Genomic DNA, 24759 nt, shown 5'->3' on the forward strand with positions numbered 1-24759 from the left:
TTTGCAGATAAATTAGACAAAATAGCAACTGTTGCATTTATAACTTGAATTCACGTTCTGATAACTTACTGAGGATTTAGATGGTGCTCTATCTATACCAAGGTGATTTAGGTTGCCTGTGGCTGAACGAAGTCCATTACTAATATCACGAACAGATTTGCTACGGGCAAAATGACAAAATAACATAGAGACAAGGTGACTCCAACTATTAAATCCTTTGTTGTGTTTGTCTGTCTGTTTTTCTTTTACGATTTTTTTGAATTTTGAACGATCAAGTTTTGCTATTATTTGTGAAAACAGTGTTATATTTACCATCGAGAGAGTCTTTTTTAGGTGTGCAACTCAAAGATAATTTGAGATCCGAAATTAACTCTCTTTTTTTGTGCCTTTTTTTAAATGTTTAGGACGCTATTGTTTTAAAAAATATAAAAACTAAGTGTTTATGTAGCAGTATTGACAAAATAATGTTATCAGTAGTATATGTTTTTATAGGAGATCTTTTGATATTGAAAGATTAGAAGAATGAAGAAATACCTTGTTCATGTTAGTATTAATTTCTTATTTATAGCTGTTATTTTTATAAATGTCGCAAAAAGCCCTCCTAGTTTTTAGCATATTGTAACCGTTATTTTTGTGTAGAGTTCATAACTTTATATTCAATTTAAAAACATAGAATATGCCTTGGGATCCAACAGTATACAACAAGTTTAAAAACGTTCGTTTTTTACCATTTTTTGATTTGAGTACTATGATTCAAGAAACTAAATCGATGAAAGCAGTTGATTTAGGATGTGGTACAGGAGAGCAGACAGCCTTATTAGTAGACAAGTTTAAACATGCTACGTTTACAGGGATTGACTCCTCTTTAGAAATGCTAGAGAAAGCCCATCCATTAGAGTCAGATAGATTAGTATTTAAACATCAGATGATAGAAGAATTTACCTCAGCAGATGAGTCTTGGGACTTGATTTTTAGCAATGCTGCTTTACAGTGGTCAGATAATCATGAAGAGTTATTTCCTCATCTTATTTCTAAGGTAAATGCAGGAGGACAGTTTGCTGTACAAATGCCTTGTCAGGCTGAAAACATACTAAATAAACTGCTATATGATTTGGCAGATCAACAGCCCTATAAAGCGCAATTAAAAGGATGGAACAGAAGACCTCCTGTTTTAACTTTAGATCAGTATGCACAGATTATGTTTGATGGAGGATTAAGTGAGCTTCATATCTCTCAACGTGTTTATCCTATTATAGCAGAAGATCACGATACTTTATATGAATTTATCGCTGGCTCAGCCTTGATTCCGTATCTAGAAAGATTAGATGAAGAAGAGAAAGTTTTATTTATCAAAGCATTTAAAGAAAAAATAGCTGATGCTTTTCAACAGTTACCTGCTTTATATGCATTTAAGCGAATATTGCTCTATGGTATAAAAAAATAGAGTAAAACAATAAAGCCTAATTACGAGAAATGCGTAATTAGGCTTTGTTATTAAGTGTTATGATATAAACTAAACTATTTTCTTCATTGGGTATATCCGCTAGAGTTCAGGCTTTCTAAGATTAAATTTGTAGTTTTTATCTGTTTTATTTCGAATAACTAAGACAATTTAATAATAAGCAGCCCAAGCAATACACTGACTACTAGGATACCACTTATGATAAGTACTCCTTGTCCTATATGCTTCATATATCTTTTTCCATCAAAGGTGAAGTCTTGAGGATGAATACTAAACTCTTTAAATATAGAAGGGTCTATTTTTAAATCAGGTCTAAAGCGAACAATACCTTCTATAAACTTTGCTCTTAACGCTCTTGCATTTTTGATTTGATATACGCTCCCAACATCTGCGCCGTCAAATACAACTTCAGTTTGAACGCCGTCTATTCCTACAGCTAGCCTCCATGTCTTATTTACAGGTACTAAGTATACGTCATAGTACTCTGAACGGTAAGAATGCCCTAATTGATCATAAAGAATTTCAGCAGTACTTCCATCTTTTTTAGAAAAGTGGATACCTTGATCATCTATTTTTATATTTCTTATGGCTACAGCCATTTTACTTTTTATATAACGATAAAAGCGATATAATACTATAGCCCATATAGGGTAGTAGAATAGACCTATAATGACCAATGTCTTGATCTGCGTTGATACCAATAAGGGCAACAAAGCCAGTAAGATAAATAAGCTCACTAGCAGCGCACCTCCAGAAATATTGAAGATCCAAGTAAGTAGTACATTATCCTTAGAGTATAGTGGTGAAAAATCTTTTTGACAATTCTTTTGCATTCGTCGAATATACAAAAAAAGCATAAAAGGAGACTTTTTGAAGTGCTTTTTGTTGAATAATTTGATTAATCATGATGGACTATAATGAATCCCTTTAAACACTTTAGAACAGACTAGTCTAATTAATTAAGAAGAGAATTGCATTTAAACACGAGTTAAAGATTAAAATATTTTCATATCACCATCTTTTATCCACTGTTTCTTTTTCATGATATAGTAGATTAGGTATGACAAAATCATAGGTAATATAATCTGTAAACCTAGTATAGCCAATATAATGTAGGAAGTAGAGTAGGCCTCTTTCATGGCATTAAAGGTTCCTATCTGACCGACTAATCCACAGCTTCCCATACCTGATTCTAATGCCGTATTTTGCATATCAAAGAACAAAATAGCTATTGGACCTAAAATAGCAGAGGCTAAGGTTGGTGGAATCCATATCTTCCAATTCTTATAAATATTAGGGACTTGTAACATACTAGTACCGATACCCTGTGCTAGTACTCCCTTTAGCCCATTATCTTTATAACTGATAGTCGCAAAACCTATCATTTGAGCACAGCAACCTATGGTCGCTGCTCCTGCTGCCAGCCCATCTAGTTGTAACATCAGGCATAAAGCTGCTGAAGATATCGGTAAGGTTAGAACCATACCCACTACCACAGCGATAACTATACCCATGATTAGAGGATTAGCCTCTGTAGAAAAGATGATAACCTGTCCAATCCATTGCATCAACTGATTAACACTAGGGCCAATCCATTGTGCTAAAGCTACTCCTACTAAAACTGTGACTATTGGTGTTATCACTATATCTATCCTTGTTTCACCTGCTACGGCTTTCCCGATTTCTACCGCAATAATAGTTGCGATAAACACACCTAATGGACCTCCTAATTGATACGCTGCTACACCTACCACTGCAGATGAGAATAACACTAGTTGTGGCGCTCTTAAGCTATAGGCAATGGCTAGTGCGATTACAGGGCCTGTCGCCTGGTTCGCAAATGGCCAAACGACCTCCTTTAAAAACGAAATACCAAATTCTTCTCCTATCGTCTTTAGAATAGTTCCTACTAGTAGAGTAGCGAATAACCCGTAGGCCATAGCCCCCATAGCATCGATAAAGTATCGCTTGCTTGAAATCTGTATGTCTTTTCTTTGAAGAAATTGTTTCATTAAGTATTTAATTTAATAAAGCACCTATTATAAGGTACTATAATCGATGCGAAAGTATTAATAATTATAGTAGTAATGTTAATGTTATTCTTAAATTAGTGTCTTCATTAACAAATTAAAGAAATGAATATTTTCAATACTTCTATTAAATCAATATTATTGCTATTCATCTTCCTTTTTCCTTCTTTTATAATGGCTCAGTCACCCGTTATACTAGATAAGATTACAACATTGGATAGTTATAAGAAACTGTATGAAACGAATACTTTTTGATCATAAGAATAGGTATTTTAAGTCTAATGATAAAGGGCAGTGGAATAATATACCTCTAGAGGATGTATATTTTTATGAAGATCATCTGATGTGTTCTATTGATACTTCAGTTAAAAATACAACTACTAAATTAATCGACTATTTAGAAAAAACATACCCAAATAACTTAACAGTGGATGAAAGCTATAATGAGCTTATTTATGAGGTTGCTACTCGTGGCTTTACTATTGAGTTTACTGTAAAAGCAAAAACGAAAGCTGAAGTAACTGAGGATACCAAAGGAAGAATACAAATCAATTTCTCAAAAGTATTTGATAATCCTATTGCTAATTTGTCAGATGAATTAATGATAAATAAAGAAGGGCTTATTTGTCTATTGCAAGTAGAGTGTTATAATGTTGTTCCTGCTGTTTTTGCAGATGGTATTCCTATATTATCTAAAAATAAGAAAGATAGGTATTCACATTATGAAACGGTTACTCTTAATAAATATATCCTCAATCCAGAGGCATCTATTGATTTGTCTTTCATTATTACGCCTGGTATAGATGATAAAGGTAATATCATGACTAAGATTCCCAAAAAATCTTATGCTAAAATGGTTCTTGAATATGTAAATGCTAAGGGGGATATTATAAAAACAGTTGATGTGTTTAATAATGAAGCTTATGTTACAGATACGATTGTGAGTGATGATGGAACAAGGTATTCTCATTATCTTGGTACAGAAGACTATACAAAGAAAGACATTCGATTTAATCATCAACTCACAGCCCCTGTTGATTATAAACTAACAGGGTGGTCTAAGGGAAAAGATCTTCGTAAAGAAAAGAATTTAGAAGAACGAATAAAACAGTTCTATGCAGCGTACGCAGCCCTGATATTAGATAAGAATCTTAATCAGATTACCCAACTAGTATATGATTCTTTCTTAGAGAAATATACGTATAACTATAATAGTACTGAACAAAAATCCTATCAAGACTATGAAGATTTAGAACATCTAGTAGAAAAGCCTTTTAAGGTTGTAACCGCACAACAAACCAAACTGCACATAAGTAATGATGGAAAATTAGCTTACTTAGAAGCGCTAGATAAAACTTCGTATTTAAAAGCAGTTGGTCTAAGTTATATAGAGAATATATCCTTTATGTTCTACATAGATCAGAATACAGACGAATTAAAAATTATCCGATGAAAACATACCTAAATATATGTATACTTTTTTTGATTACGCAGGTAACAACAGCACAAGTTGATATAAAAAAGTATAACGCTACTACTACTAATCAAGAGTATATTGATTTACTTAAAAGTGATTTAGAAGACCTTAATCGGTTTGTAAGATTATTTAGCAAAAGCAATGATAAACCAAGTAAACCTACTGTAGTCGCTCCCTTAAAACTAGCTTTTAATCAACAGGAGTATGATGCTAATATCGATCTATTAATCCAGGCTAATATTCAGTTTATAGATTTTATAGCAGAAGACGTTGTTACAATACAACTTATAAAAGACCCTGCGATCTATAGGTCTCTAGATGATATCAAGGCTCCTGTCTATGTAGAAAAGGTGTATTATCACGATGGTACAACACAGAATATGGAGGTGAAGAAGGATGTGAATACACATTTCACTACTGAGCTAGGACTTACTAAGGCTGTAGATAAGATAGATATTAGGATTCCTTTTTCTACCATGAAAAAACTAGATAGTATCGTACTTCCTGCTGCAGTTCATCAAAAAGTGAAATATGATGGAGTAGATATAGAGGTAGTGGAAGTATCAGATAAAAGTGTACTGCTTAAGACTTCCTCTAATCAATTAGAGTTTGATGATATTCAAGCAATCTTAAAAGATAAAAGACGTGTAAAGAGCTATAGATTTCAACGATCTGGTATACATCCAGATCAGTTTGATCTTTTTTTACAGCTATGTATAAAGAAAATTGGAGAGATTCTAGTACTTTCTGAAGAGAATATCAATATGGAACATTCTCAATTCAAAAAGGATATAGGAGCTAAAATGGACGCATTAGAGAAGCAATTATCAACTGATTATAAAAAATCAGAGCAGGTTACTTATCTATATTATGAGTTTGGAGAGCCTATAGATAAAATAGTTCTTTATAAGGGGAGTGAAACTTATCAAAGAGATATAACCATGACATTGAATAATAATATGCCTAGTGCTCGCTTTATAGTCTATAAAGATGATAAAACATTGATATATAATAAAGATCTAAAATTAGTAACAGAATTTTCAGGGACTTATACTTTTATTAATGATTGTTATTTTAGAACAAACAGACAATACTTTTATTTGAATGACAAATTAGAGATGCAACCCCTTACTTATTATAAAGTGGAGAACTTAGTCAATAATTTTATAGCCATAAAAGAGGATGATGAATCTCCATGGGAATTAGTAGATCCAACGAATAAAAAGATCATGAAGGTAGATAACTATGAGATGAATAATAAGTATAATTTTACTTTAATCGAATCGAATGCTTCATATTATCTACTAAATAAGAACACCCTAGCACCACAGAAAATCGCTAACGTAGATAAAGTTAGCACAGCAGATAAAGGATATTTTGTTGTAGAGAAGAATAATAAAATTGGCTTTATGAATACAGAGGGAAAGATTGTTGTACCTATTCAGTATGATGATGTACATGCTTTTGACGATATGACTGATTTATTGCCAAGTGATTTATTATTTGCTGTCAAGCAGAATGAGAAGTGGGGCTTTGTAGATATAGATAATAAGACTGTTATTCCATTTATGTATGATGATGTTAAAGGACCTTTTTCTTATGGAATAGCGCCTGTATACTTAAATGATGCTTTAGGATTAATTAATTTAAAAAATGAGAAAGTATCTAAGTTTGTGAATAGAAGTTACTCTTCATCAAGTAATTTTGGTAAGAGAATGATGGGCTTAAGTGACGGTACTTATAATTATAAAGGAGAGAAAGAAAAGAAATAAGGGACAATACTCGATAGATACTATACCTCCATAAGTTATTATAGACACCCCTCCATAGATTTCTATCAATGGAGGGGTGTTTGTTTAGTGTAATGTGGTTTTATATATTATCTCTTAATTTTCGCCATTCTTTCCATAATGCTAAGTAAGTATCCCTTTCTAGATCATTAGTTGGAAGCTTTTTAGGACTACTGTTTTTATAGAAGTTTTCGATTTCATCTACGAAAGTATAGACTATCTTTTGGTATTCATTTTTATCTATTATAGCTTCCGTTCCATTTTCAGATATATGCCTTACTTTATGATGTGGTAGATGTTCTATAGTCCAATCTATTCCAGTAGGACATCCCCCTATAACAAGGCGTTCCTGTTCATCAAAATACATTAAAAAACCACAGCATGGTATCAGCTGGCTATCATGATTAGACTCATTTAGGTCTTCGGTTAGACTTCTTAATAGATAAAGAGCAGTAGCAGAGACAGTAACCCCTTGGGTAAGGTCGTTAGATATTACTTCATCTCCAATCTTAAGGAATACATCTCCATGTGCACATAGATCAGACTCATCATCTATATTGTTTAACCAATGAAGGTTAGAGACTTTTATGCTAAATGGTGTATCTATCATATTTATAATGTATTAAATAAGATAATATAGTTTAGTGATAAGTTAGTACTAATATTAAAAGGTTTTCTATTGCTTTGCTTGAGGATTGCTAGGGGTATTCTTGCAGGTTTCTTCGACAAAACAGCCTTCTAGGCAAGGAAACCCCAAGGAAATTGCTAGTAAACTCCTAGAAAGTGCAAGGAAAATAAATTATTAACCTCTTATAGCTATAGTAGACTAAATTATCACAAGAATCTATTTAACTTCAAATATATCTAACCCGTTGTGCATTTTAAATAATAGGTTTCTTTAAAGTATTTAGATTTCTATTGAGTAAGAATTTATTAATGTATTGAATTGTAGTCAAGGCAGTTATCTTAGATAATATTCTGGTTTTATATCCATCAAAAGATTTAGCATAATTACGTCTAATCATAAACTGATCACATAGTTGTGAGAATAAGGTCTCAATTCTTTTTCTTCCTTTTTGGTATAAAAAGAATTGAGGTTTATAATCAAGTTGATTTTTTCTTTTAGGAGTACTTAACTCAATATTGGCACTCTCAAATAAATCTAATTGTACCTTGCTTGATAAATAACCTTTATCTCCAACTAACACACAATCATTCATTTGATATTTTACATCTTCTAAATATTTGATATCATGTACAGAAGCTTTAGTTAAATCTAGACTATGAAAAACACCTTCAAATGAACAAACCGCATGTAGTTTATATCCATAAAAATGCATGGATTGAGAGGCACAATAGCCTTGATTTGGAGAAGTATCGTATTGCTCTTTACAAATTTTAGCTCTATTACTTCTTGATAGTTTACAGACCTCTAATGGCATACTATCAATAATAAAATGAGTTTGATTATTATTTAATAATCCAGAAATTTTAGCTCTTAAAGCTTCAATATGAAAAAACAAACGACGTTTTCGTCTATTATAAACACTGCGTTCTATTTTGTGTTGTAATTCTTTAGGTAAAAGTGTAAACAAATAATTCTCACTATCTATACCAAGATATTCAGCTGTTAGGCAAACACTTATTAGTTCGATATCACTTAGTTTAGGTTTTCGTCTTTGATAAGAAAGTAAAGTATTTTCACTAATTGACTGTAAAACTTCTAAGATTCTTTTGTAATTTGCAAGCAAGTTGTCCATTGGTAAATTTTTGGGTAGGATCTTAAATTTACTGCTTATTATAAGCATGGGCAACTTTTTTTGTTACTTACTCATAATGCACAACGGGTATATCTAATTTTATTCTGTTTTAATTAGAATCGAGATGGTATTCAGTTCATTTATATTTTGGATATCTATGCAGTAGGTGAAATAGAAGCATACCTTATTCCTCCGAAAATAGGGACTTCTATTTACATTTTTAGGCTATTGATTTACATAAACAATCCTAGATTTTGTAGATTGAAAAAATAGTCTGAATTTTGTACTCGTGAAATTTGCAATCGTCATATTATCCCTATTCATGTTATTCAAACCAGTACTTCCGGTTGTTGAATATGTGGTGCTATATGATTATATCAAGGATGAACTTTGTGTGAACAGAGATAAGCCAGAGCTAGAATGTAATGGAATGTGTCATCTATCTAAAGAGATGGCTAATGCTTCTGATACAGGTAAAGATAAAAGCAAAAGCAATTTTGCTTCAGCAGAAATACAGCTGGTTTATTTTCAAGATATTGTAAATAACACATCTATTCATTTATTTAAGAATTATACGTTTAAGGCGTTCTTTAGCCTTGATAGTGTATATACTTATACTTTCAACGATTTCCTTTTTAGACCTCCTGTCTAATAAACTATTGACTTTTAGTAGATTATTTGTTTCTATATCTAACGTGATTGTTGGTCTAGATAGTAAGTAATCATATCCCGTTTCATGTATAGTGGATCATATATTGGTATAGTACATTGATCTGTATACGCCAGTATAATCAGTTGTATCTTTTGTAGTATGTACTGCATGGTGCTAAGTGATTTTATAGGAGAGTTTCTATATCTACTTAGAAATACGATGTCTATATCTCTATGATGGCAAGCATCTACTGTATGCTTTTGGGGTAAAATAAGTAAAATAGTTTAACCGATGATATTGTCAATATACTTGATGATGTCCTTAATGCTGTACACTGATTTTGGGTTAAAAGATCAGGTGTATGATTTGATCTATAAAAAAGAATCATACAGATTCGCCTAGTCATGTACACACTTTTATGTAACAATGAGAATCTTAACGTGGATAGTAGTACTGTTTCTGTTTACTACAGCTTGTACTATTGATAAAACAGATTATGAATCAGAAAGTAATATTACGAATCCTGAGCATAATGAATTTAAGGAAGTAGTCTCAATCCAAAAAGACAACTATACAATAAGCCTAGAAGCCCTTAATGGACATCTGTACAAAGGGTATAATGAAGTAAGATTAAAAATCACTGATGCAACTACAAAGCAAGTCGTAGAGAATGCAAAAGTGACATTCTTACCTATCTATACTACTGCAGAAGGGAAGATAGAGTCATGCCCTAATCTATATGATCTGGTGTATGATAAAGGAGAGAAAGTCTATAAAGGTTTTTCTGTTTTTACGCAAGAGAATACTCAAGGTGACTGGAAAGTGGAGATTGCATTTAAGGACAAAAATCAAAGTATAAAAGCGAGTCAGCTTGTTTTCGTTGAAAAGCAAAACAATAAGAATCTTAATATGACTTCTTTTAGAGGGATTGACAAGGAGGATTATATTATAGCATTAGTAGCACCTATAAAACCAAAGGTAGCAGAAAACGAACTTGTAGCCGGAATATATAAACTTAATGCTGGAAACAGTAGTTTAAAAGATGCTTATACGGTAGTTGATAATTATACCTTATTACTAGATCCTAGAATGCCTGAACCTTCGATGGGGAATCACTCTTCTCCTAATAATAAAGATCTAGTACAACGTGAGGATAAGTTCTATTATGGTGTAGTGAACTATACAATGACAGGTAACTGGACATTGAATTTTATTATGCTAAACCAACATGGTCGTATTCTAAAGGGAACTACTGTACCTAGTGACTTTACACCAGGTGTAGAAGGAAAGAAAAGTGAACTACATATAGATACTTTATTTTAATTATTATGAAACCTTTTATTACCATATTAATCTTAGGGGTTACAACAGCGAGTGTAGCACAAGATAATAAAGGCCTACAAGATAGTATACCAACTGTATTAGACGAAATCTCTATGCTAGTTCAAGCGAAGAAGAGAATAGAGACAGAGATGAAAATGGCTGTGTCTGTCGATGAGTTTTTGGCTTCTTCAGAACAAATAAGTTTTATCAAAAGAGGGGCTTATGCATGGGAGCCTATGCTGAATAATATGAGTACAGAACGCTCTACCTTGACTATTGATGGGATGCATATTTTTGGTGCATGTACAGATAAGATGGACCCTGTTACTTCTTATGTAGAGAGTAATAATCTATCTACTATAGATATTAAATCTGGGCAAGAAGGAGGAATGCATGGAGCTACTGTGGCTGGGAGTATTGATCTTAAACGAAAAACTACAGCCTTTGGGATAGGGCAGGTATGGACTGGAGCCTATCAAAGTGGGTTCGAGTTTAATAATAAACAGTTCTTTAATCTTGGTAATGTTTCGTTCTCAAGTGAAAAACTAGCTGGTGACGCTAGTATTGCTTATCGGGAAGCTAGTAATTATAAAGATGGAAATAACGATGAGGTAAAGCACTCACAGTACAAAAAATTTAATACAGCTTTAGGATTGGCTTATAAGACAGGTGGTTTATCTTCATTGCGAGCAGATGTTATTTTTGACGTTGCTAAAGATGTTGGTTTCCCTGCTTTACCAATGGACTTATGGCTTTCTCGTGCATTGATTACTTCTGTATCCTATAAACAGCTATTTGAGGACAAATTTATACGTGTTTGGGATACCAAGGCTTATTTTAATGCGATAGAGCATTATATGGATGATACTACACGTCCAGAGAATTTGGTGCATATGGATATGCCAGGCTGGAGTACTACTTACGGGTTACTGTCTAAAGCAAACTTTAAAAGTGGAAAGTATTCTTCTGAATTACAATTGAACGCTTATAATAATCTCTCGATTGCAGAAATGCGTATGTACCCACAGGATCGCTCTAAACAAACAATGTTTGCGTATAGTTGGCCATGGGTAACGACGACTTATGCAGGGGTATCATTGAATAATACGATAGAGTTCTCTGATGATCATAGACTGAATTTCGGAGGGTCAGCAGGAATAAACTATAATTACTCAAAGTATATAGAGTTTAACTGGATTTTTCATCCAGGTAGCCCACAAGAGAAGACAAGGTTCTTACCAAGTCTACACACTAGCTATGAAATGGATATTAATCGATTTAATTTCTCTGTTGGTGTAGGATATGGGCATAGAGCGCCTTCTGTGTCGGAAGCTTATGGATATTATATCTACAATAGTTATGATCGCTATGACTACATCGGAAATCCTAATTTAAAAAATGAGATTTCTAATGAGTTAAATGCAAGTGTTGGGTATAAAGGAGATAAATTTTCACTACAAGCTAAGGTGAATTACTTCTATATCAAGAATTATGTTATCGGAAGAATATTGAGCTTAGGTAGTCCGATGAATTATCAGTCAGTTGGTGTAAAAGGATATACCTCTTTAGACTACGCTACGCTATTTAACTTCGCTCTTAATGCAGACTATCACATCATGGATGATTTGCATTGGAAAGGTGGTGTGACGTATGCTAGAGGTCAAGATAACGAGAAGGGAAACTTGCCTTTCATTAGACCATTTAGTTATCAGACGTCTTTACACTATCTATTCAGAGATTTTAGTATACAGACTTCTATCAATGGTGATGCGAAACAACGAGATTTTAGTCCAGAATACGGAGAGAGTTTGACTCCATCATACACGATTTGGAATGCTTCAGTTGATTACACTTTTTATATCAAAAACTTTAAAACAGTGTTTCAAGTAGGAGCAGAGAATTTACTTAATGAGTACTATAGTACTTATGCAGATTGGGGTAATATCCCTAGGATGGGACGTAATGTATTCACGTCTCTAAAAATAAACTTTTAAAAATAAAACCTAATAAATAAGACAAATGAAAAATTTAACAAAGAGCTTTTTACTATTTGCAGCTTCATTAGCTGTTGTTTCTTGTTCTAATGATGATAGTAACGCTGTTGCTAATAATGTGACTTTAGAGTTTACAAATACATTCAAGGATAAAGTAATTGTTCTAGGTGATGCTAGTTCTTCTTCTGCTACTGTTAATAAATCTGCAGAGGGGCAAGAACATCAATTTTCTGAATTAAAATATGTGATTAGTAATATTCGTCTAATTAAAAATGATGGAAAAGAGATTCCTTATCATGTGAATGATTTAGATAAAGGAGCAACTGTTGTTAACCAAGCGAAGACAGAGACATTAAATTACTTATTAACTAATATCCCTAGAGGAGAGTATAAACAAATCAAATTTGGTCTAGGTGTACGCAGTGATCTAAATGTTCTTGATCAAATTAAGTTTCCTGTTTTTTATGCTAACGCTGGAGCTAATGATACTGAGATGATGTGGGAATGGGGAACAGGATATCGTTTTACTAAGATAGAAGGATTCTATGATGCTGATAAAAAGCAGATGTCTATACACACAGGAAGTACTCTAGATGATGGAGATAATGGTGAACTAATACAAGGTGTAGATGCGTATAGAGAGGTAGTCTTAAACTTACCAACGCATGCAGTGGTGGGAAGTTCTGCGCCAACGATTAAGATTAAAGCTGACTTTGATAAACTATTAACAGGGAAATCGAATACAATTAAATTAAGTACAGGTAAAGGGCCAAATGATAATGCTACACCTAATATTCATACAGCAGTACAGATGGTGAAGTTTGTAGATAATTTAGGAGGAAATGGAACGAGTGATGTTACTGGAATGTTCTCTATTATCAGTGTAAAATAAGAAGTACAAGTATAGAAGAGCTGTTATCTACATAACAGCTCTTTGTCTTCTAAAGGGTTTTATATAATTGCTATTACAAATGAAAACAACAACAAAAATAAGTGTACTATTACTTCTACTGTGCTTAATCTCTTGTAATAAGGATGAGTATGAAGATATTGTGATTGACAATCCAGAGATAGAGTTAGGAATTCCTACTAGTTTTCCAGAGTGGAACTCCGCTGCTTTAAAAAATAAACCTACAAAGTATGGAGTTGAATTAGGAGAAAAACTGTTTACAGATCCAAGGTTGAGCAAGGATAATACAATCTCCTGTTCTAGCTGTCATATACAAGAATCTGCTTATGCAGATCATCACGCTCAAGCGATAGGTATAGAAGGAAGGGTAGGGCTTCGCAATGCGCCTCCTATTCAGAACTTACTCTTTATGAAATATTACAATTGGGATGGTAGTAAACTTCAATTAGAGAATCAACCTATCGTGCCTATTATTACACATGAAGAAATGAACTCTTCTATCGTAGAAGTACTAGATAAAATAGGAACTGATATAGAGTATAAAAAGCTGTTTAAAAAAGCTTATGGAGATGAGTCTATGACTCCAGAGAGAATATATAAGAGTATCGCTCAGTATGAGTATACGCTGATCTCTGCTGATAGTAAGTACGATCGTGTTCAGTTAGGACAAGAGAAATTTACTAGTCAAGAGGCTTATGGGTACAAGGTGTTTACTCAGAAGTGCAGTAGCTGCCATAGTGGAGCACTTTTTACAGATCAAAGTTTTAGAAATATTGGTTTTCCTATCAATCTCGATAGTAATGAAGCAGGGAGAGCTAGGGTAACGGGTGATTTAAAAGACTATATGAGCTTTAGGGTACCTTCTCTTCGAAATATTGAATATACTGCACCTTATGGAAGCTTTGGGCAGTTTAGCTCTTTAAAAGAGGTGTTGGATTACTTTGATAGAGGAGTATTAGATGCAGATAACTTAGACCCTATTTTCAAAGAGGCAAACAATCGTATCGCACTTAGTGAAGCAGAGAAAGAAGCTTTAATTGCTTTTATGTCTACTTTAAGTGATTCTAAGTTTATTGGTAAGTAATGTGTTAGTTATTGATATGGTGTGTTTTATTGGTTGTTATGTAAAGTGTTTGTTTGTAGTTAGGATATTCTTTTATAGATAGTTATTTTAATTGAATACTTTAAAAAGAGTGTAACAAATTATTATATTGAACTACTTATTAGCTAGATAAGATATTAAATACTAAAAAAGATGAATAAGGCAGATTACACAAATTACACTACTGAAGAATTAAAACAAAAAGAAAAACAGTCAAAAGTATTAGCTGGTTTATTGGTAGGGATGCTTCTTGTTCTCTTGGTGTTCTTGGGATATAGAGCTTTGACAAAAGGCTTCAATGCTTTAATAGCTGTTCCTTTTGCACTTTTGCCAATTGTGATAAACTTATTCACTACTGCTAAAAATATTAGAAAAGAGATAGAATCTAGACAAGAGAAATAACTTGCTATGTTTATTTAGTTTCTTCTTCAAGGTTTTTATGCTCAGCTCCCCATTTGCCTAGAGCTTTAATAATGGGAGCTAGTTTTAGACCTATAGGTGTAAGTTCGTATTCTACTCGTGGCGGAACTTCTGGATATATAGTGCGGATAATAACCTTATTCTCTTCTAATTTGCGTAGTTGAAGAGTAAGCACTCTTTCTGTAATATTTGGTAATACCTTTTTAATCTCTCCAAAACGCATCTTCCCTTCAAGTAAATAACAACAAATAGCCATCGTCCATTGCCCTCCAATTATACTTGTGGCATATACCTCATTACATTCATTTTCAAGGGCTTTTTTGTTTTCGAAGTGAGTAGAAGTCTCCTTAATTTTGGTCATACTTACTTTTTTGATAGTATCTAACAATTGGGCGCTAAGGTACAAAAAGCTGTTTGAACTCCCTATTTTTGCAGTAGTAATAACGATTAATGCTAAGAAATGATGCGTACATTAGTGATCTTAATCCATCCTAATTTTGGAGAATCTATTGTAAATAAGTTATGGTTAAAGGAGTTAGAACAATCTCCTGAACGATACTTTATTCATAATTTACACAGTGAATATCCTGACGGAATACTTGATATTCAAAAAGAACAGGAATTGATAGAATCCTATGATCATATTGTATTTCAATTTCCCTTTTACTGGTTTAATTGTCCTCCTTTGTTTAAAACGTGGTTAGATGAAGTACTGACTTATGGTTGGGCTTATGGTAGTCAGAGTGGTTATAAGATGAGTAATAAGAAAATAGGATTAGCTATAACAGCTGGGATTGATGAGCAGGAATATAGTGCAGATGGAAAGTATAAATATACTCTAGAACAACTGTTAGCCCCTTTTGAAGTAACCTTTAATTACATTAAGGCTGACTATCAAGGATTCTATGCATACTATGGTATAGAGCAGGATAGCTCAGTAGAAACCATCAAAAACAGTGTAATTCCTTACGTACAATTTATAGAAACAATATAATATTTTAAAAAGTAGATAATGACATTAGAATTATATCAAATAGATGCCTTTACAGAACATATTTTTCATGGAAACCCAGCTTGTGTTGTACCCTTAAAAAGTTGGTTACCTGACGAGGTATTATTTAAAATAACAAGAGAGAATGCGGTTGCAGAGACAGCATTCTTTATTGATAACGGAGATAGTATTCATTTGAGATGGTTTACTCCTGAGATAGAAATGGACTTATGTGGTCATGCTACATTGGCTACAGCACACTGTCTATCTAGTATATTAAACTATCCAAAGGACAGAATTGTATTTGACACCAAAAGTGGTGAGCTAATCGTAGAGGTTAAGGACGGAATGTACTATATGGATTTTCCTTCAAGAATGCCAGAGGCTTCATCATTACCTGATGTTATTGCTAAATCACTTAATATACAGCCTAAAGAAGTTTTTAAATCTAGAGATTATATCTTAGTCTATGAGTCAGAGGAAGAGATAAAGAATATTAAAGTGAATCAATCTGTATTAGATTTAATCAACCTAGACCCAGGGGGTGTGGTGGTAACATCAACAGGGGTAGAGAGTGATTTTGTTTCTAGATATTTCACACCTCAGTCTACTATTCTTGAGGATCCCGTAACTGGATCAGCACATTGTTCTCTTATTCCATTCTGGTCATCACGATTAGGCAAGCATATACTTTTTGCAAAGCAAATATCAGAAAGAGGTGGTGAGTTATACTGTGAAAATAAAGCCGAAAGGGTAATCGTAGCTGGTAAAGCAAGAGTTTATTCTAAGGGACAGTTTGGGATAGAATAATATAACTCAAAAGAGGATAAGTAAAGCTTATCCTCTTTTGTATTTTAGGGGGAGTTTACTGATTATTAACAGTCTATTTCTTAATGACAGATGGAGATTAGTTCTAGATTGTTATCAAGGCAATAAAATCAATATTAAATATTTAGGAGGTAATTAGAAGTTTTTTTATATGTTTACTAGTCTAGTAACAAACACTTAAAAAAACTAAATATTTATCATGAAAAAACTTTGTCTTATTTTAACCTTAGCATTGGTAGGTAACACTTTTGCACAAGAGTCTAATGATTCTATTGCTGTCAGTAGATTCTTTTATAGCACAAAAATCTTAAAGGATCCTCAAAAAACAGATCAGATAACGGAAGGGGTAGCTATTCTAGATATTAATCAAAGTAACTCTCGTTTTACTGATTATGGAAGCCTACAGCGAAGTGAGTTTATGACAATCTCGAAGACAGATAAATCATTGTCTAGAATGGATATAATGAATAAACTAAGGCAGTTTAAATCTGGTTTTGCTTGGTCTATATATAGTAATGCTGATGAAAATAAGTTTTATCTTGAACAAAATAGACAAAAGTATTATTATAAAGAGGATAAAAATAGTATCAAATGGACAATTGCTCCTGAAGTAACTCAATGGGAGGGATATAAGGTACAAGAGGCTACAACAAGCTACGGTGGACGTGTGTGGTATGCTTTATTTACAACAGACATTCCTGCCTTAAATGGCCCTTATAAGTTTAATAATCTACCGGGGTTTGTAGTTAAGGCATGGGATGCGGCAGGAGAGTACGCTTTTGAATTTACCAACAGCCAAAATATAAAATTAGCTAAGGATGCTTTAGATGGATTAGCTAATTATGAAGAGGTGTCTAAAAAACAAGCTAAGAAAGCAGATAAGGTTTTTTATAATAAAACAGCTGTAGATTTACTGATAGAGTTAAATCCTGGAAATGCAAAAAATATAGATCAATATCCAGCAGGGATGAAACAGAAACTGATCTTAAGTAGTAATCCTATAGAAAAAGATTTTTAATTAAATCATATTTATTACTGATGGAAGTAATGCTGATTGATAGGAGTATGATAACTTTGCACTAAAGTATATAGTAATACAGATAACAATGGGAAGAAATACACCTGCCAATAGAAAGGCTGTCAAGGATAAAATAGACAAAAAGAAGAAGAAAGAACAGGAAGCAGCTGTTAAGCGAAAAACACTTCTAAAAGAAATAGTGAACCAAATGGCTAATAAGAAGTAGTTTTTGGACATAAAATATAAAGCCTATATCAAAGGGATTACTATTGATATAGGCTTTTTTATGCTTACTAGCTATAATTTTTATAAGAATAGATTATCTTAGATAAGGTATTAATAAAGAGTAATAATATGAAACAAGTTTTAACCTTACTTATCGCTTTGTTTAGCATGATGTCTGTTTATGCAAAATATGGATCGTTTGGCTTAAGTACTTTCCCTAATGGATCGACCATTAATCAGAACGCTATCTTTATGATAGAGGGCTATGCTGACAGTCAATCAATCATTAAAGCGCTTAATAAGGAATATCCCATATATCTTAAAAGTGGGGATAAGATAGTGCCTTTAATTGTGACAGAGACTTACGTAGGTAGTTTTAATTTGACACAAGCTATCTTAAAGCCTGAGAACGAGTTAGAGGCAGGCCTTGAATATACCTTAGTAATTGATAATCTACCTCAACATGACAAATTAGAAAGACGTAATACAGAGTCGGGTGAATATGAAGCCATAAAGTATAAGGTATTGCCTACTGTAGATACTGATAAACCTGTGGTTGCTTCTAAGCCTAAGATAGAAAAGAAAGAAAACGTTATGTATGGATGTGGTCCTTCTTCTAATGTGATATTTTCTAATCCTGCCAAAGATGATTCAGAGTTCTTAGTAAAGACTACAATGAAAAATGTAAAGACAAAAGAAGAAACTACTTATTATTTAGTTGCTTATAAAGATACTATTAGTGTAGGGCATGGTATGTGTTCAGGGGCTTTTAGTTTTAAAAGAGATAATGATTATGAAATAGAGTTTGCCTTTATGGATAGTTCTGGTAATATAACAGAATGGGAAGGAAAGCGAATTAAGTTTAGTCCTCCTACGTTTAAGGGAATATTTTAATGTATTAGAAATAGGTAATTACATATTATATTCTGTTAGGACACATGATACAAATATATAATATGATTTTAATACGATATTCAGATAGAACGACCTGCAGCATATGCATTAAGACATGCCCCAAAAGTGTCTAACTTATTGGAGCATGTTTAAAGGAGGGCACTATTGATATAGTCTTATTTTACTCGAATTAATTCGACTCTTCTGTTCTTAGCCTTATTGCTGTCCGAGTCATTAGCAACTAATGGATTCTCTGCACCCAAACCTTTAGCGGATAGTTTCTCTTTAGCGATGCCTTGTTTTATTAAAGCATTCATTACTGCATTAGCTCTATCGGTAGATAGTTTTTTGTTGTGAGATGCTTCTCCTGTATTGTCTGTATGTCCTTCAATTGAAATCTTTAAAGAAGGATCTTTCTTTAAGGCAACTGCTATTTCATCAACTGTTTTTTCTCCATCTTGAGTAAGTGTAGACTTATCGATATCAAAGTTGATATATAAGATAGATTTACCTTTCTCTGTTAGGTCTTTTACTATTTCGTCTGCTGTAATTTTAGTAATTGTCTGCTGTAGGGCTTCTTCTTGTAAGATATTAAGCTTACCACCTGCATTATTAGCAGTGTATTGGATATAAACGTTTCCTTGATTATGTGTACGGATAATATAAAGTTTAATTAATTCTCCAGTATATCCGATATCTCCTTCATCTCCTTTATTCGGATCTTGTTTATTATAACGTTCATATTCTTCCCCTGTGATTTCTCCTTCAAAAACTTTTACTGCTCCTATAGAATTTAAATAATCCTCTAAGCTTTTTTCAAAGTAGCGTTGAGAAAACTCTTCCCCTGCTACAGCAGTTACATTAGTTTTATACAGTTTTCCTTCAATAGGAATCATTACTCCATCAATAGGGAAGTAACATACATCAAAGTTTTTCTGAAATGGTTTGTTCATTTCTTTTAATCCTTTAGGTAAGGTAAAGAATGGGAAAGTACCTATATCTGCTTTGCTATAAGCTATATCTTCAATATTAAATCCAGCTTTAGGTGTGTCTATTTCTTCAACATTTGTTGAGGTTTGTTCAGTTGTTATTTCGGGGTTATTTTCTTCTTTGTTCTTTTGGTTACAAGACATAACGATTAATGCCATTGCTAATAAAAGTGTGGTTTTTTTCATGATCTGAGCTTTTGATTCGATTATTGTTGTTTTTTGACAATTCAAAAATCGGTAAAAAAATGATAGATAGGATATTAAATTTTAAAAAGGAATGAAAACTTAATATAGATAGACCTTTTTATTCAATAATAAATATTGTTTAAAATAATTCTAAATAATATAGTTGTATTAAAAGTAGTTTTTTTATTTTTGATAAAACTCAAAATGTACTAATTATGAATTACTTTATCCGTTTCAGTTTATTATTCTTTTGTGCAACCTTCTTAATATCGTGTAATAATAGTGATATTCCAGAGAAAGCTATGCCAGTTACTAATTTTGATGTTGACCGTTATTTGGGAACGTGGTATGAGATAGCGCGTTTTGACTTTCGATTTGAAAAAGATTTGAATAATACTTCAGCTCAGTACAGTCTAGATAAAGATGGGAATGTAGAGGTTCTTAATAGTGGATATAATTACGTAGGGAAGGAGTGGTCTGTAGCAAAAGGAGTAGCAAAGTTTAGAAAAGATAAAGGAACAGCAGCTTTAAAAGTTAGTTTCTTTGGGCCTTTCTATTCTGGTTATAATGTCATTGCTTTAGATGAAGATTATCGATATGCTTTAATAGCAGGGAAGAATCTTGATTATTTATGGATTCTATCTAGAGAAAAAACTTTGCCTGAAGATGTGAAAGTAAAGTATTTAGAAATTGCTAAAGAAGTTGGATATGATACTAGCAAGCTTATATGGGTAGAGCATGATAAGAACAATAATCCCTATTTAAAATAATAAGAAGAGTATTCTCTAAAGAGACTTTATAGATATAGCTTAGGAATATGTAAGTTACGTTTATTATTAACACAGTTGTGATTATCTAACCATTATTTACTGTAGGATATGTTTTTTTAAATATATATCGTTATATTACAAGTAGGGTACAAATGATAATGTAATAAAACGTTTAAATCTATGACTATATATAGTTATCACTTAGTGAAAGTATCTTTATGGATGAGACTAAAATTGCTATTTAATTCACATAGATTAAAGAGACAAAAGGGTTTATTACACATAGAAGTAATGTCTAGCATGGTGTTAGGTTCTCCTATTTTTTCCCTATCCAGATTAAAATTTAGGCATGTAGTTATATTTGCCCAATGGGAAGATGAGTGTGTATTAGATTATTTTTTAATCCATAATAAGGTTGGTAGAACACTTGCAAAAGGAGAGTATTTCAAGTTAAAATTAATTAGACAATGGGGCAATGTCTCAGGGTTTGTACCAGAGGAGCTAGAGAGTATTAGTGAAGACCAATCTGCTTCAGTTGTAGCAGTTACAGTGGCTAGGATGAAGTTCTTACAAATACCAAGGTTTATTAAATGGGGAAGACCAGTAGAGATGTTGGTACGGGATCACCCAGGAGTACTATTTGCTACAGCATCTATTGGTTTTCCACATACAGTCTCTACTTTCTCTCTATGGAATACACAGAAAGATATGTTAGACATGGTCAAGGGACATGGCAAAGTAGATGAACCTAACCGTCATATAGATGCGATGAAAGAAAGAGAGCGAAAGGACTTTCATTATGAGTTTACGACTCTTAGGTTTAGTGTTATTTCAGCATCTGAGAAGTGGGGTAGTAAGGTTAAAGAATAAAGGAGATATAAAAGCACTGTACAGCTACATGGATATAGTTCAAGAATATATGGATTATAGTACAATATAAGATGTTACGATTAGTAATCTTAGAGATATACCCAAAGAAAAGGGACACAACGAATACTTGTACAAAAGCTAGTATGGCATTAGGTAACAGCATAATATAAAAGAAGCCTAAGTGTGCAATAGTCATTAGTACAGCCGTGATGATGTTACCTGGACTGATACTTTTAGTAGAAGGTTTGATGTATTTATCAATGTAGTTTTGGATTAGCCCTCTGTATAAAACCTCTTCTCCTAAAGCTTTTATTGGAAAACATATCAGGATAAAGAACCAAATCTGATCTAAGTATTCATGATGTATATCTGATGAATCTGATAAGAATATCTGTAGACTATTAACTACTAAAAAAATAACAGCAAACAGACTAGTGTATTTGATTAGGTTTTTCTTAGACTTGCTGTCTATGTTTAGTTTTAAAGAAACGCGAATAGGTAATGTATGTTTCTTGATAAAAAGGATACTTAGAATAATTAAAGGAACAGAGGCTAGTACTGATTGATACTCTGTATTGTCAATAAAGCTTAAAGACAAATAGGTAGCTGTAATAACAGTATATAATAAAAAATATAATAGAATCGGATAGATAAGTTTATTCTGTATCTTCATAATAATTGTTTAGTTAGTAGTGTTTTTCATTATCTTTACTAAGATAGAGATAGTTTTTTCTGTAAAGTAATGTAAAAGAAAGAATTGTATAGTGTTTTTTAATATGAGAGTTTGTTTTTTATTTTTCTGTCTATTATTTAGTAGTATAGATAGCTTTGGACAATATAGTACTAATGATCAATTAACGATGAATGGACAAATCGTATAAAATATTATACAATAAATAGGTTCAAAATGAATTATACTTATCTTTTATATGGTGTAGTAGTATGGTTGGTTATAAGTGTCGTGATTAGAACGATAAGTAGGACCTCTAATAAGGTAGTAGCCCCATCCATTAAACCTTCTCCCTTTGGAATCGAGTTAATAGAGAATGGTTTTCTTCAATATGCAAATCCTGAGTTAATCAATTCCTTGGAGTTAGATATTATCGAGTCATTCTATATTCACGATGATGAGACCTATAAGTTCGCTCATATTGATGCAGAGGAAATGGCAGAGTTTAACTTTGATTTCTTTCTTCCTCAATTAAATGCAATACTTGGAAAAAGGGCTTTTGAACTAGAGGTAAAAGTAGCAGATGATTATGAATATACTCATGATATTATTATTAACGATAAAAGAATTAACTTATATACACAGTATGATTTAGATAATGACTTGATCTGGGATACTTCAGTAAGAAATTTCTTTAAGGAAGTAAATGCTATACTAAAGTTTAACTTTATAAAAGAGAGATTTTACTTGATATCAGGAGGACACGACTTATCAACGTTGTTACTGACGGATAAAGAGTTTCTAATTATTATGGAATACTTTAAAGATAATCCTAATGAAATTCCTTATAGACCATAATAGAATAAAAACTACTTATTATGAAAGTAAGAGAGTTACATATTGATTCAGAAGTAAAAGTATTTGTTGTAGTTAATAAAGACAATGAAGATGTGCTTGAGTGGGAGGTTGAAGCTACTCAATATGCTGTATTACCAGATGAAGAAGGGAATTTTTTTGTCAAAGGATTAGAGATTTCGAATAGTGGTATAGCTGAAGTATATGTAGGAATGATACTTCCTGAACGAATAAGTGAAATAGCCCTTAAAAATAATGTATTAGGTCAATTGACAGTATTAGAATGTATTGAGACGAGTAGTAGTCAGTATCTTCCTTCGGTAGCTAGTGAGTGCTATGGAGATTATGAGTTGTATTATGTTAGATCAAATCCAAAAATAGGAATAGAGGTATTAGAAGAAGGTCTTAAGCAATCTGATAATTATGGAGCTATTGCTGAAGATTTAGGATATATTTATCGAGATGAACAATGTATTCATGAAGCTATAGAAGCTTTTAAGATTAGCGAGGAGATAGGAGTGTCCTCTTGCTATATTTATAAAGAGTTAGCGGATTTATATGACGTGCTTGGTAATACTCCAATGAAAGAAGAGTATAACCTTAAGTATATTGAAAATGGAGGTCTATAGTATCTACCTCAACGCTATCCACATACTCATATTATCATAGTACCTATCATTGTCCTTAATAAAGTTAGGTATAATACTTAATTCTTTAAACCCTTGTTTTCGGTATAATGCTATTCCTGCCATATTCTCCGTATATACCTCTAATGTGAGTATCTCAAGTGTATTATTTCTTTTAGCCCATTCTACAGCACTACTTAATAATGCTGTTCCTAATCCTGTGTTTCTCCATTCTAGTAATATTCCCATTCCTAATACAGCCGTATGCTGTAGTGTCTTTCTATGCTGCCCTGTAAGATCTAAATTTCCTATTAGTTGCCCATTGTGTTCTGCCACTAACATTATAGAATTATCAGTACTATTTAGTTTCTCAATCCAAGCTTCTATTTCTGCTACAGTCTTATTAAAATCACTACTAGTAATAGGAATATACTCTGAGGTGTCTAAGTATTGTTTGATAAGATCTAATAATGCACTAGCATCATTTGAGCTTGCAAGGCGAATAGTTACTTGTTTATTGTTCTTTAAAGAAGTCGTTATAGGGGTAAATAGCATACTTAAGTCAGTTAGAATAGAGGTGACAATATAGGAATAAGTAGAATAAGACACAACGTTAAGATATTCTAATGGAGCAAAATTAATCGAACGCGGAGCATTGTTTAATGTGCTTCAGAGTAGGCAGAAGCTATTAGTCGGAGTAGATGTCTATGAGCAAGAGCCTATCTATGATACTAATTATGAGTTACTACATTTTGATAATGTTGTATGCACACCTCATATAGGGTATGTGGAAGAGTCTAGTTATGAATTATATTTCGGAACAGCTTTCGAGAATGTGGTCAGTTATATTAAGGGTACACCACTTTATATTGCTAATCCAGAAGTCTTGTAAATAAAAAAAACGGATACCCTTATAA

The 24759-nt window shown here is 32.6% G+C and carries 28 protein-coding genes; 19 read left to right on the forward strand and 9 right to left on the reverse strand.

Annotated elements, in window-relative coordinates:
• Positions 1-12: 12 nt before the first annotated feature.
• Complete coding sequence (locus tag RT228_RS14425) at positions 13-315, reverse strand: DUF4372 domain-containing protein (RefSeq protein ID WP_313138725.1); 303 nt, start codon at positions 313-315, stop codon at positions 13-15.
• Between the two features lie 361 nt (positions 316-676).
• Between RT228_RS14425 and RT228_RS14430 the strand changes: the two genes are divergently transcribed.
• Positions 677-1444: a methyltransferase domain-containing protein gene (locus tag RT228_RS14430; RefSeq protein ID WP_006260126.1), complete on the forward strand. Its 768-nt coding sequence runs from the start codon at positions 677-679 to the stop codon at positions 1442-1444.
• A gap of 158 nt (positions 1445-1602) precedes the next feature.
• Here RT228_RS14430 and RT228_RS14435 read toward each other — a convergent pair whose 3' ends face one another.
• Both RT228_RS14435 and RT228_RS14440 read right to left on the reverse strand, forming a co-directional pair.
• On the reverse strand, positions 1603-2295 hold the full coding sequence (locus RT228_RS14435) for a hypothetical protein (RefSeq protein ID WP_230486160.1): 693 nt from the start codon (positions 2293-2295) through the stop codon (positions 1603-1605).
• Between the two features lie 162 nt (positions 2296-2457).
• On the reverse strand, positions 2458-3474 hold the full coding sequence (locus tag RT228_RS14440) for a PTS transporter subunit IIC (protein WP_006260128.1): 1017 nt from the start codon (positions 3472-3474) through the stop codon (positions 2458-2460).
• A 253-nt stretch (positions 3475-3727) separates the two neighbouring features.
• On the opposite strand from RT228_RS14440, the gene RT228_RS14445 reads away from it, so the two are divergent.
• Positions 3728-4945, forward strand: a complete 1218-nt coding sequence (locus RT228_RS14445) for a hypothetical protein (protein ID WP_006260130.1) — start codon at positions 3728-3730, stop codon at positions 4943-4945.
• A complete protein-coding gene (locus tag RT228_RS14450; RefSeq protein ID WP_006261313.1) occupies positions 4942-6741 on the forward strand; it encodes a WG repeat-containing protein in 1800 nt (599 codons plus the stop codon). The genes RT228_RS14445 and RT228_RS14450 overlap by 4 nt, the downstream gene beginning before the upstream one ends.
• A 100-nt stretch (positions 6742-6841) precedes the next feature.
• Here the strand turns inward: RT228_RS14450 and RT228_RS14455 are convergent, their stop codons facing one another.
• Together RT228_RS14455 and RT228_RS14460 are read right to left on the reverse strand one after the other, a co-directional pair.
• Positions 6842-7369: a hypothetical protein gene (locus tag RT228_RS14455; protein WP_006261312.1), complete on the reverse strand. Its 528-nt coding sequence runs from the start codon at positions 7367-7369 to the stop codon at positions 6842-6844.
• 271 nt (positions 7370-7640) lie between these two features.
• Positions 7641-8519, reverse strand: coding sequence for an IS982 family transposase (locus RT228_RS14460; protein ID WP_225600830.1), 879 nt, complete (start codon positions 8517-8519; stop codon positions 7641-7643).
• A 289-nt stretch (positions 8520-8808) separates the two neighbouring features.
• Between RT228_RS14460 and RT228_RS14465 the strand changes: the two genes are divergently transcribed.
• The 6 genes from RT228_RS14465 (at position 8809) to RT228_RS14490 (ending at position 14902) form a co-directional block, all read left to right on the forward strand.
• Entirely contained in the window at positions 8809-9171 is a 363-nt protein-coding gene (locus RT228_RS14465; protein ID WP_225581577.1) for a hypothetical protein, read from the forward strand.
• Between the two features lie 426 nt (positions 9172-9597).
• A complete protein-coding gene (locus RT228_RS14470) occupies positions 9598-10494 on the forward strand; it encodes a hypothetical protein (protein ID WP_006265377.1) in 897 nt (298 codons plus the stop codon).
• A gap of 5 nt (positions 10495-10499) precedes the next feature.
• Complete coding sequence (locus tag RT228_RS14475) at positions 10500-12488, forward strand: TonB-dependent receptor domain-containing protein (protein WP_006261307.1); 1989 nt, start codon at positions 10500-10502, stop codon at positions 12486-12488.
• Positions 12489-12513: 25 nt separating this feature from the next.
• Positions 12514-13380, forward strand: a complete 867-nt coding sequence (locus tag RT228_RS14480; RefSeq protein WP_006260139.1) for an MbnP family protein — start codon at positions 12514-12516, stop codon at positions 13378-13380.
• 79 nt (positions 13381-13459) lie between these two features.
• A complete protein-coding gene (locus tag RT228_RS14485; RefSeq protein ID WP_006263663.1) occupies positions 13460-14482 on the forward strand; it encodes a cytochrome-c peroxidase in 1023 nt (340 codons plus the stop codon).
• Positions 14483-14653: 171 nt separating this feature from the next.
• Positions 14654-14902, forward strand: a complete 249-nt coding sequence (locus tag RT228_RS14490; RefSeq protein WP_006263662.1) for a hypothetical protein — start codon at positions 14654-14656, stop codon at positions 14900-14902.
• A 10-nt stretch (positions 14903-14912) separates the two neighbouring features.
• On the opposite strand, the gene RT228_RS14495 is transcribed toward RT228_RS14490, so the two are convergent.
• On the reverse strand, positions 14913-15281 hold the full coding sequence (locus RT228_RS14495; RefSeq protein ID WP_006260142.1) for a winged helix-turn-helix transcriptional regulator: 369 nt from the start codon (positions 15279-15281) through the stop codon (positions 14913-14915).
• A gap of 102 nt (positions 15282-15383) precedes the next feature.
• Between RT228_RS14495 and RT228_RS14500 the strand changes: the two genes are divergently transcribed.
• The 5 genes from RT228_RS14500 (at position 15384) to RT228_RS14520 (ending at position 18876) form a co-directional block, all read left to right on the forward strand.
• Positions 15384-15914, forward strand: coding sequence for an NAD(P)H-dependent oxidoreductase (locus RT228_RS14500; protein WP_006265376.1), 531 nt, complete (start codon positions 15384-15386; stop codon positions 15912-15914).
• An 18-nt stretch (positions 15915-15932) separates the two neighbouring features.
• Positions 15933-16721 (forward strand): PhzF family phenazine biosynthesis protein, encoded by a 789-nt coding sequence (locus RT228_RS14505; protein ID WP_006261303.1) that lies wholly within the window; start codon positions 15933-15935, stop codon positions 16719-16721.
• A 217-nt stretch (positions 16722-16938) separates the two neighbouring features.
• A complete protein-coding gene (locus RT228_RS14510; protein ID WP_006260145.1) occupies positions 16939-17757 on the forward strand; it encodes a GLPGLI family protein in 819 nt (272 codons plus the stop codon).
• An 88-nt stretch (positions 17758-17845) separates the two neighbouring features.
• The gene (locus tag RT228_RS14515) at positions 17846-17983 is read left to right on the forward strand and encodes a hypothetical protein (protein ID WP_006263660.1); all 138 of its coding nucleotides are present in this window, start codon (positions 17846-17848) and stop codon (positions 17981-17983) included.
• 128 nt (positions 17984-18111) lie between these two features.
• Positions 18112-18876, forward strand: coding sequence for a hypothetical protein (locus RT228_RS14520; protein WP_039329608.1), 765 nt, complete (start codon positions 18112-18114; stop codon positions 18874-18876).
• Between the two features lie 176 nt (positions 18877-19052).
• Here RT228_RS14520 and RT228_RS14525 read toward each other — a convergent pair whose 3' ends face one another.
• Positions 19053-20051 (reverse strand): OmpA family protein, encoded by a 999-nt coding sequence (locus RT228_RS14525; protein WP_006265374.1) that lies wholly within the window; start codon positions 20049-20051, stop codon positions 19053-19055.
• Positions 20052-20266: 215 nt separating this feature from the next.
• On the opposite strand from RT228_RS14525, the gene RT228_RS14530 reads away from it, so the two are divergent.
• Together RT228_RS14530 and RT228_RS14535 are read left to right on the forward strand one after the other, a co-directional pair.
• Entirely contained in the window at positions 20267-20821 is a 555-nt protein-coding gene (locus tag RT228_RS14530) for a lipocalin family protein (RefSeq protein WP_039329606.1), read from the forward strand.
• Positions 20822-21001: 180 nt separating this feature from the next.
• The gene (locus RT228_RS14535) at positions 21002-21691 is read left to right on the forward strand and encodes a hypothetical protein (RefSeq protein WP_039329604.1); all 690 of its coding nucleotides are present in this window, start codon (positions 21002-21004) and stop codon (positions 21689-21691) included.
• Here the strand turns inward: RT228_RS14535 and RT228_RS14540 are convergent.
• Positions 21681-22364 carry a CPBP family intramembrane glutamic endopeptidase gene (locus RT228_RS14540; RefSeq protein ID WP_039329602.1) on the reverse strand — a complete coding sequence of 228 codons (684 nt, stop codon included), beginning with the start codon at positions 22362-22364 and terminating at the stop codon, positions 21681-21683. The two genes, RT228_RS14535 and RT228_RS14540, sit on opposite strands and share 11 nt — an antisense overlap.
• A gap of 234 nt (positions 22365-22598) precedes the next feature.
• Here RT228_RS14540 and RT228_RS14545 point away from each other — a divergent pair, with 234 nt between their 5' ends.
• A complete protein-coding gene (locus tag RT228_RS14545; RefSeq protein ID WP_039329600.1) occupies positions 22599-23219 on the forward strand; it encodes a hypothetical protein in 621 nt (206 codons plus the stop codon).
• Positions 23220-23239: 20 nt separating this feature from the next.
• On the forward strand, positions 23240-23845 hold the full coding sequence (locus RT228_RS14550) for a hypothetical protein (protein ID WP_039329599.1): 606 nt from the start codon (positions 23240-23242) through the stop codon (positions 23843-23845).
• Positions 23846-23848: 3 nt separating this feature from the next.
• Here RT228_RS14550 and RT228_RS14555 read toward each other — a convergent pair whose 3' ends face one another.
• Positions 23849-24397: a GNAT family N-acetyltransferase gene (locus RT228_RS14555; protein ID WP_006260155.1), complete on the reverse strand. Its 549-nt coding sequence runs from the start codon at positions 24395-24397 to the stop codon at positions 23849-23851.
• Between the two features lie 85 nt (positions 24398-24482).
• On the opposite strand from RT228_RS14555, the gene RT228_RS14560 reads away from it, so the two are divergent.
• Entirely contained in the window at positions 24483-24734 is a 252-nt protein-coding gene (locus RT228_RS14560) for an NAD(P)-dependent oxidoreductase (protein WP_073144796.1), read from the forward strand.
• The last annotated feature ends 25 nt before the right edge of the window (positions 24735-24759 follow it).

It is taken from the genome of Myroides sp. (genome assembly GCF_032073645.1).
GTDB lineage: Bacteria > Bacteroidota > Bacteroidia > Flavobacteriales > Flavobacteriaceae > Flavobacterium > Flavobacterium odoratimimum.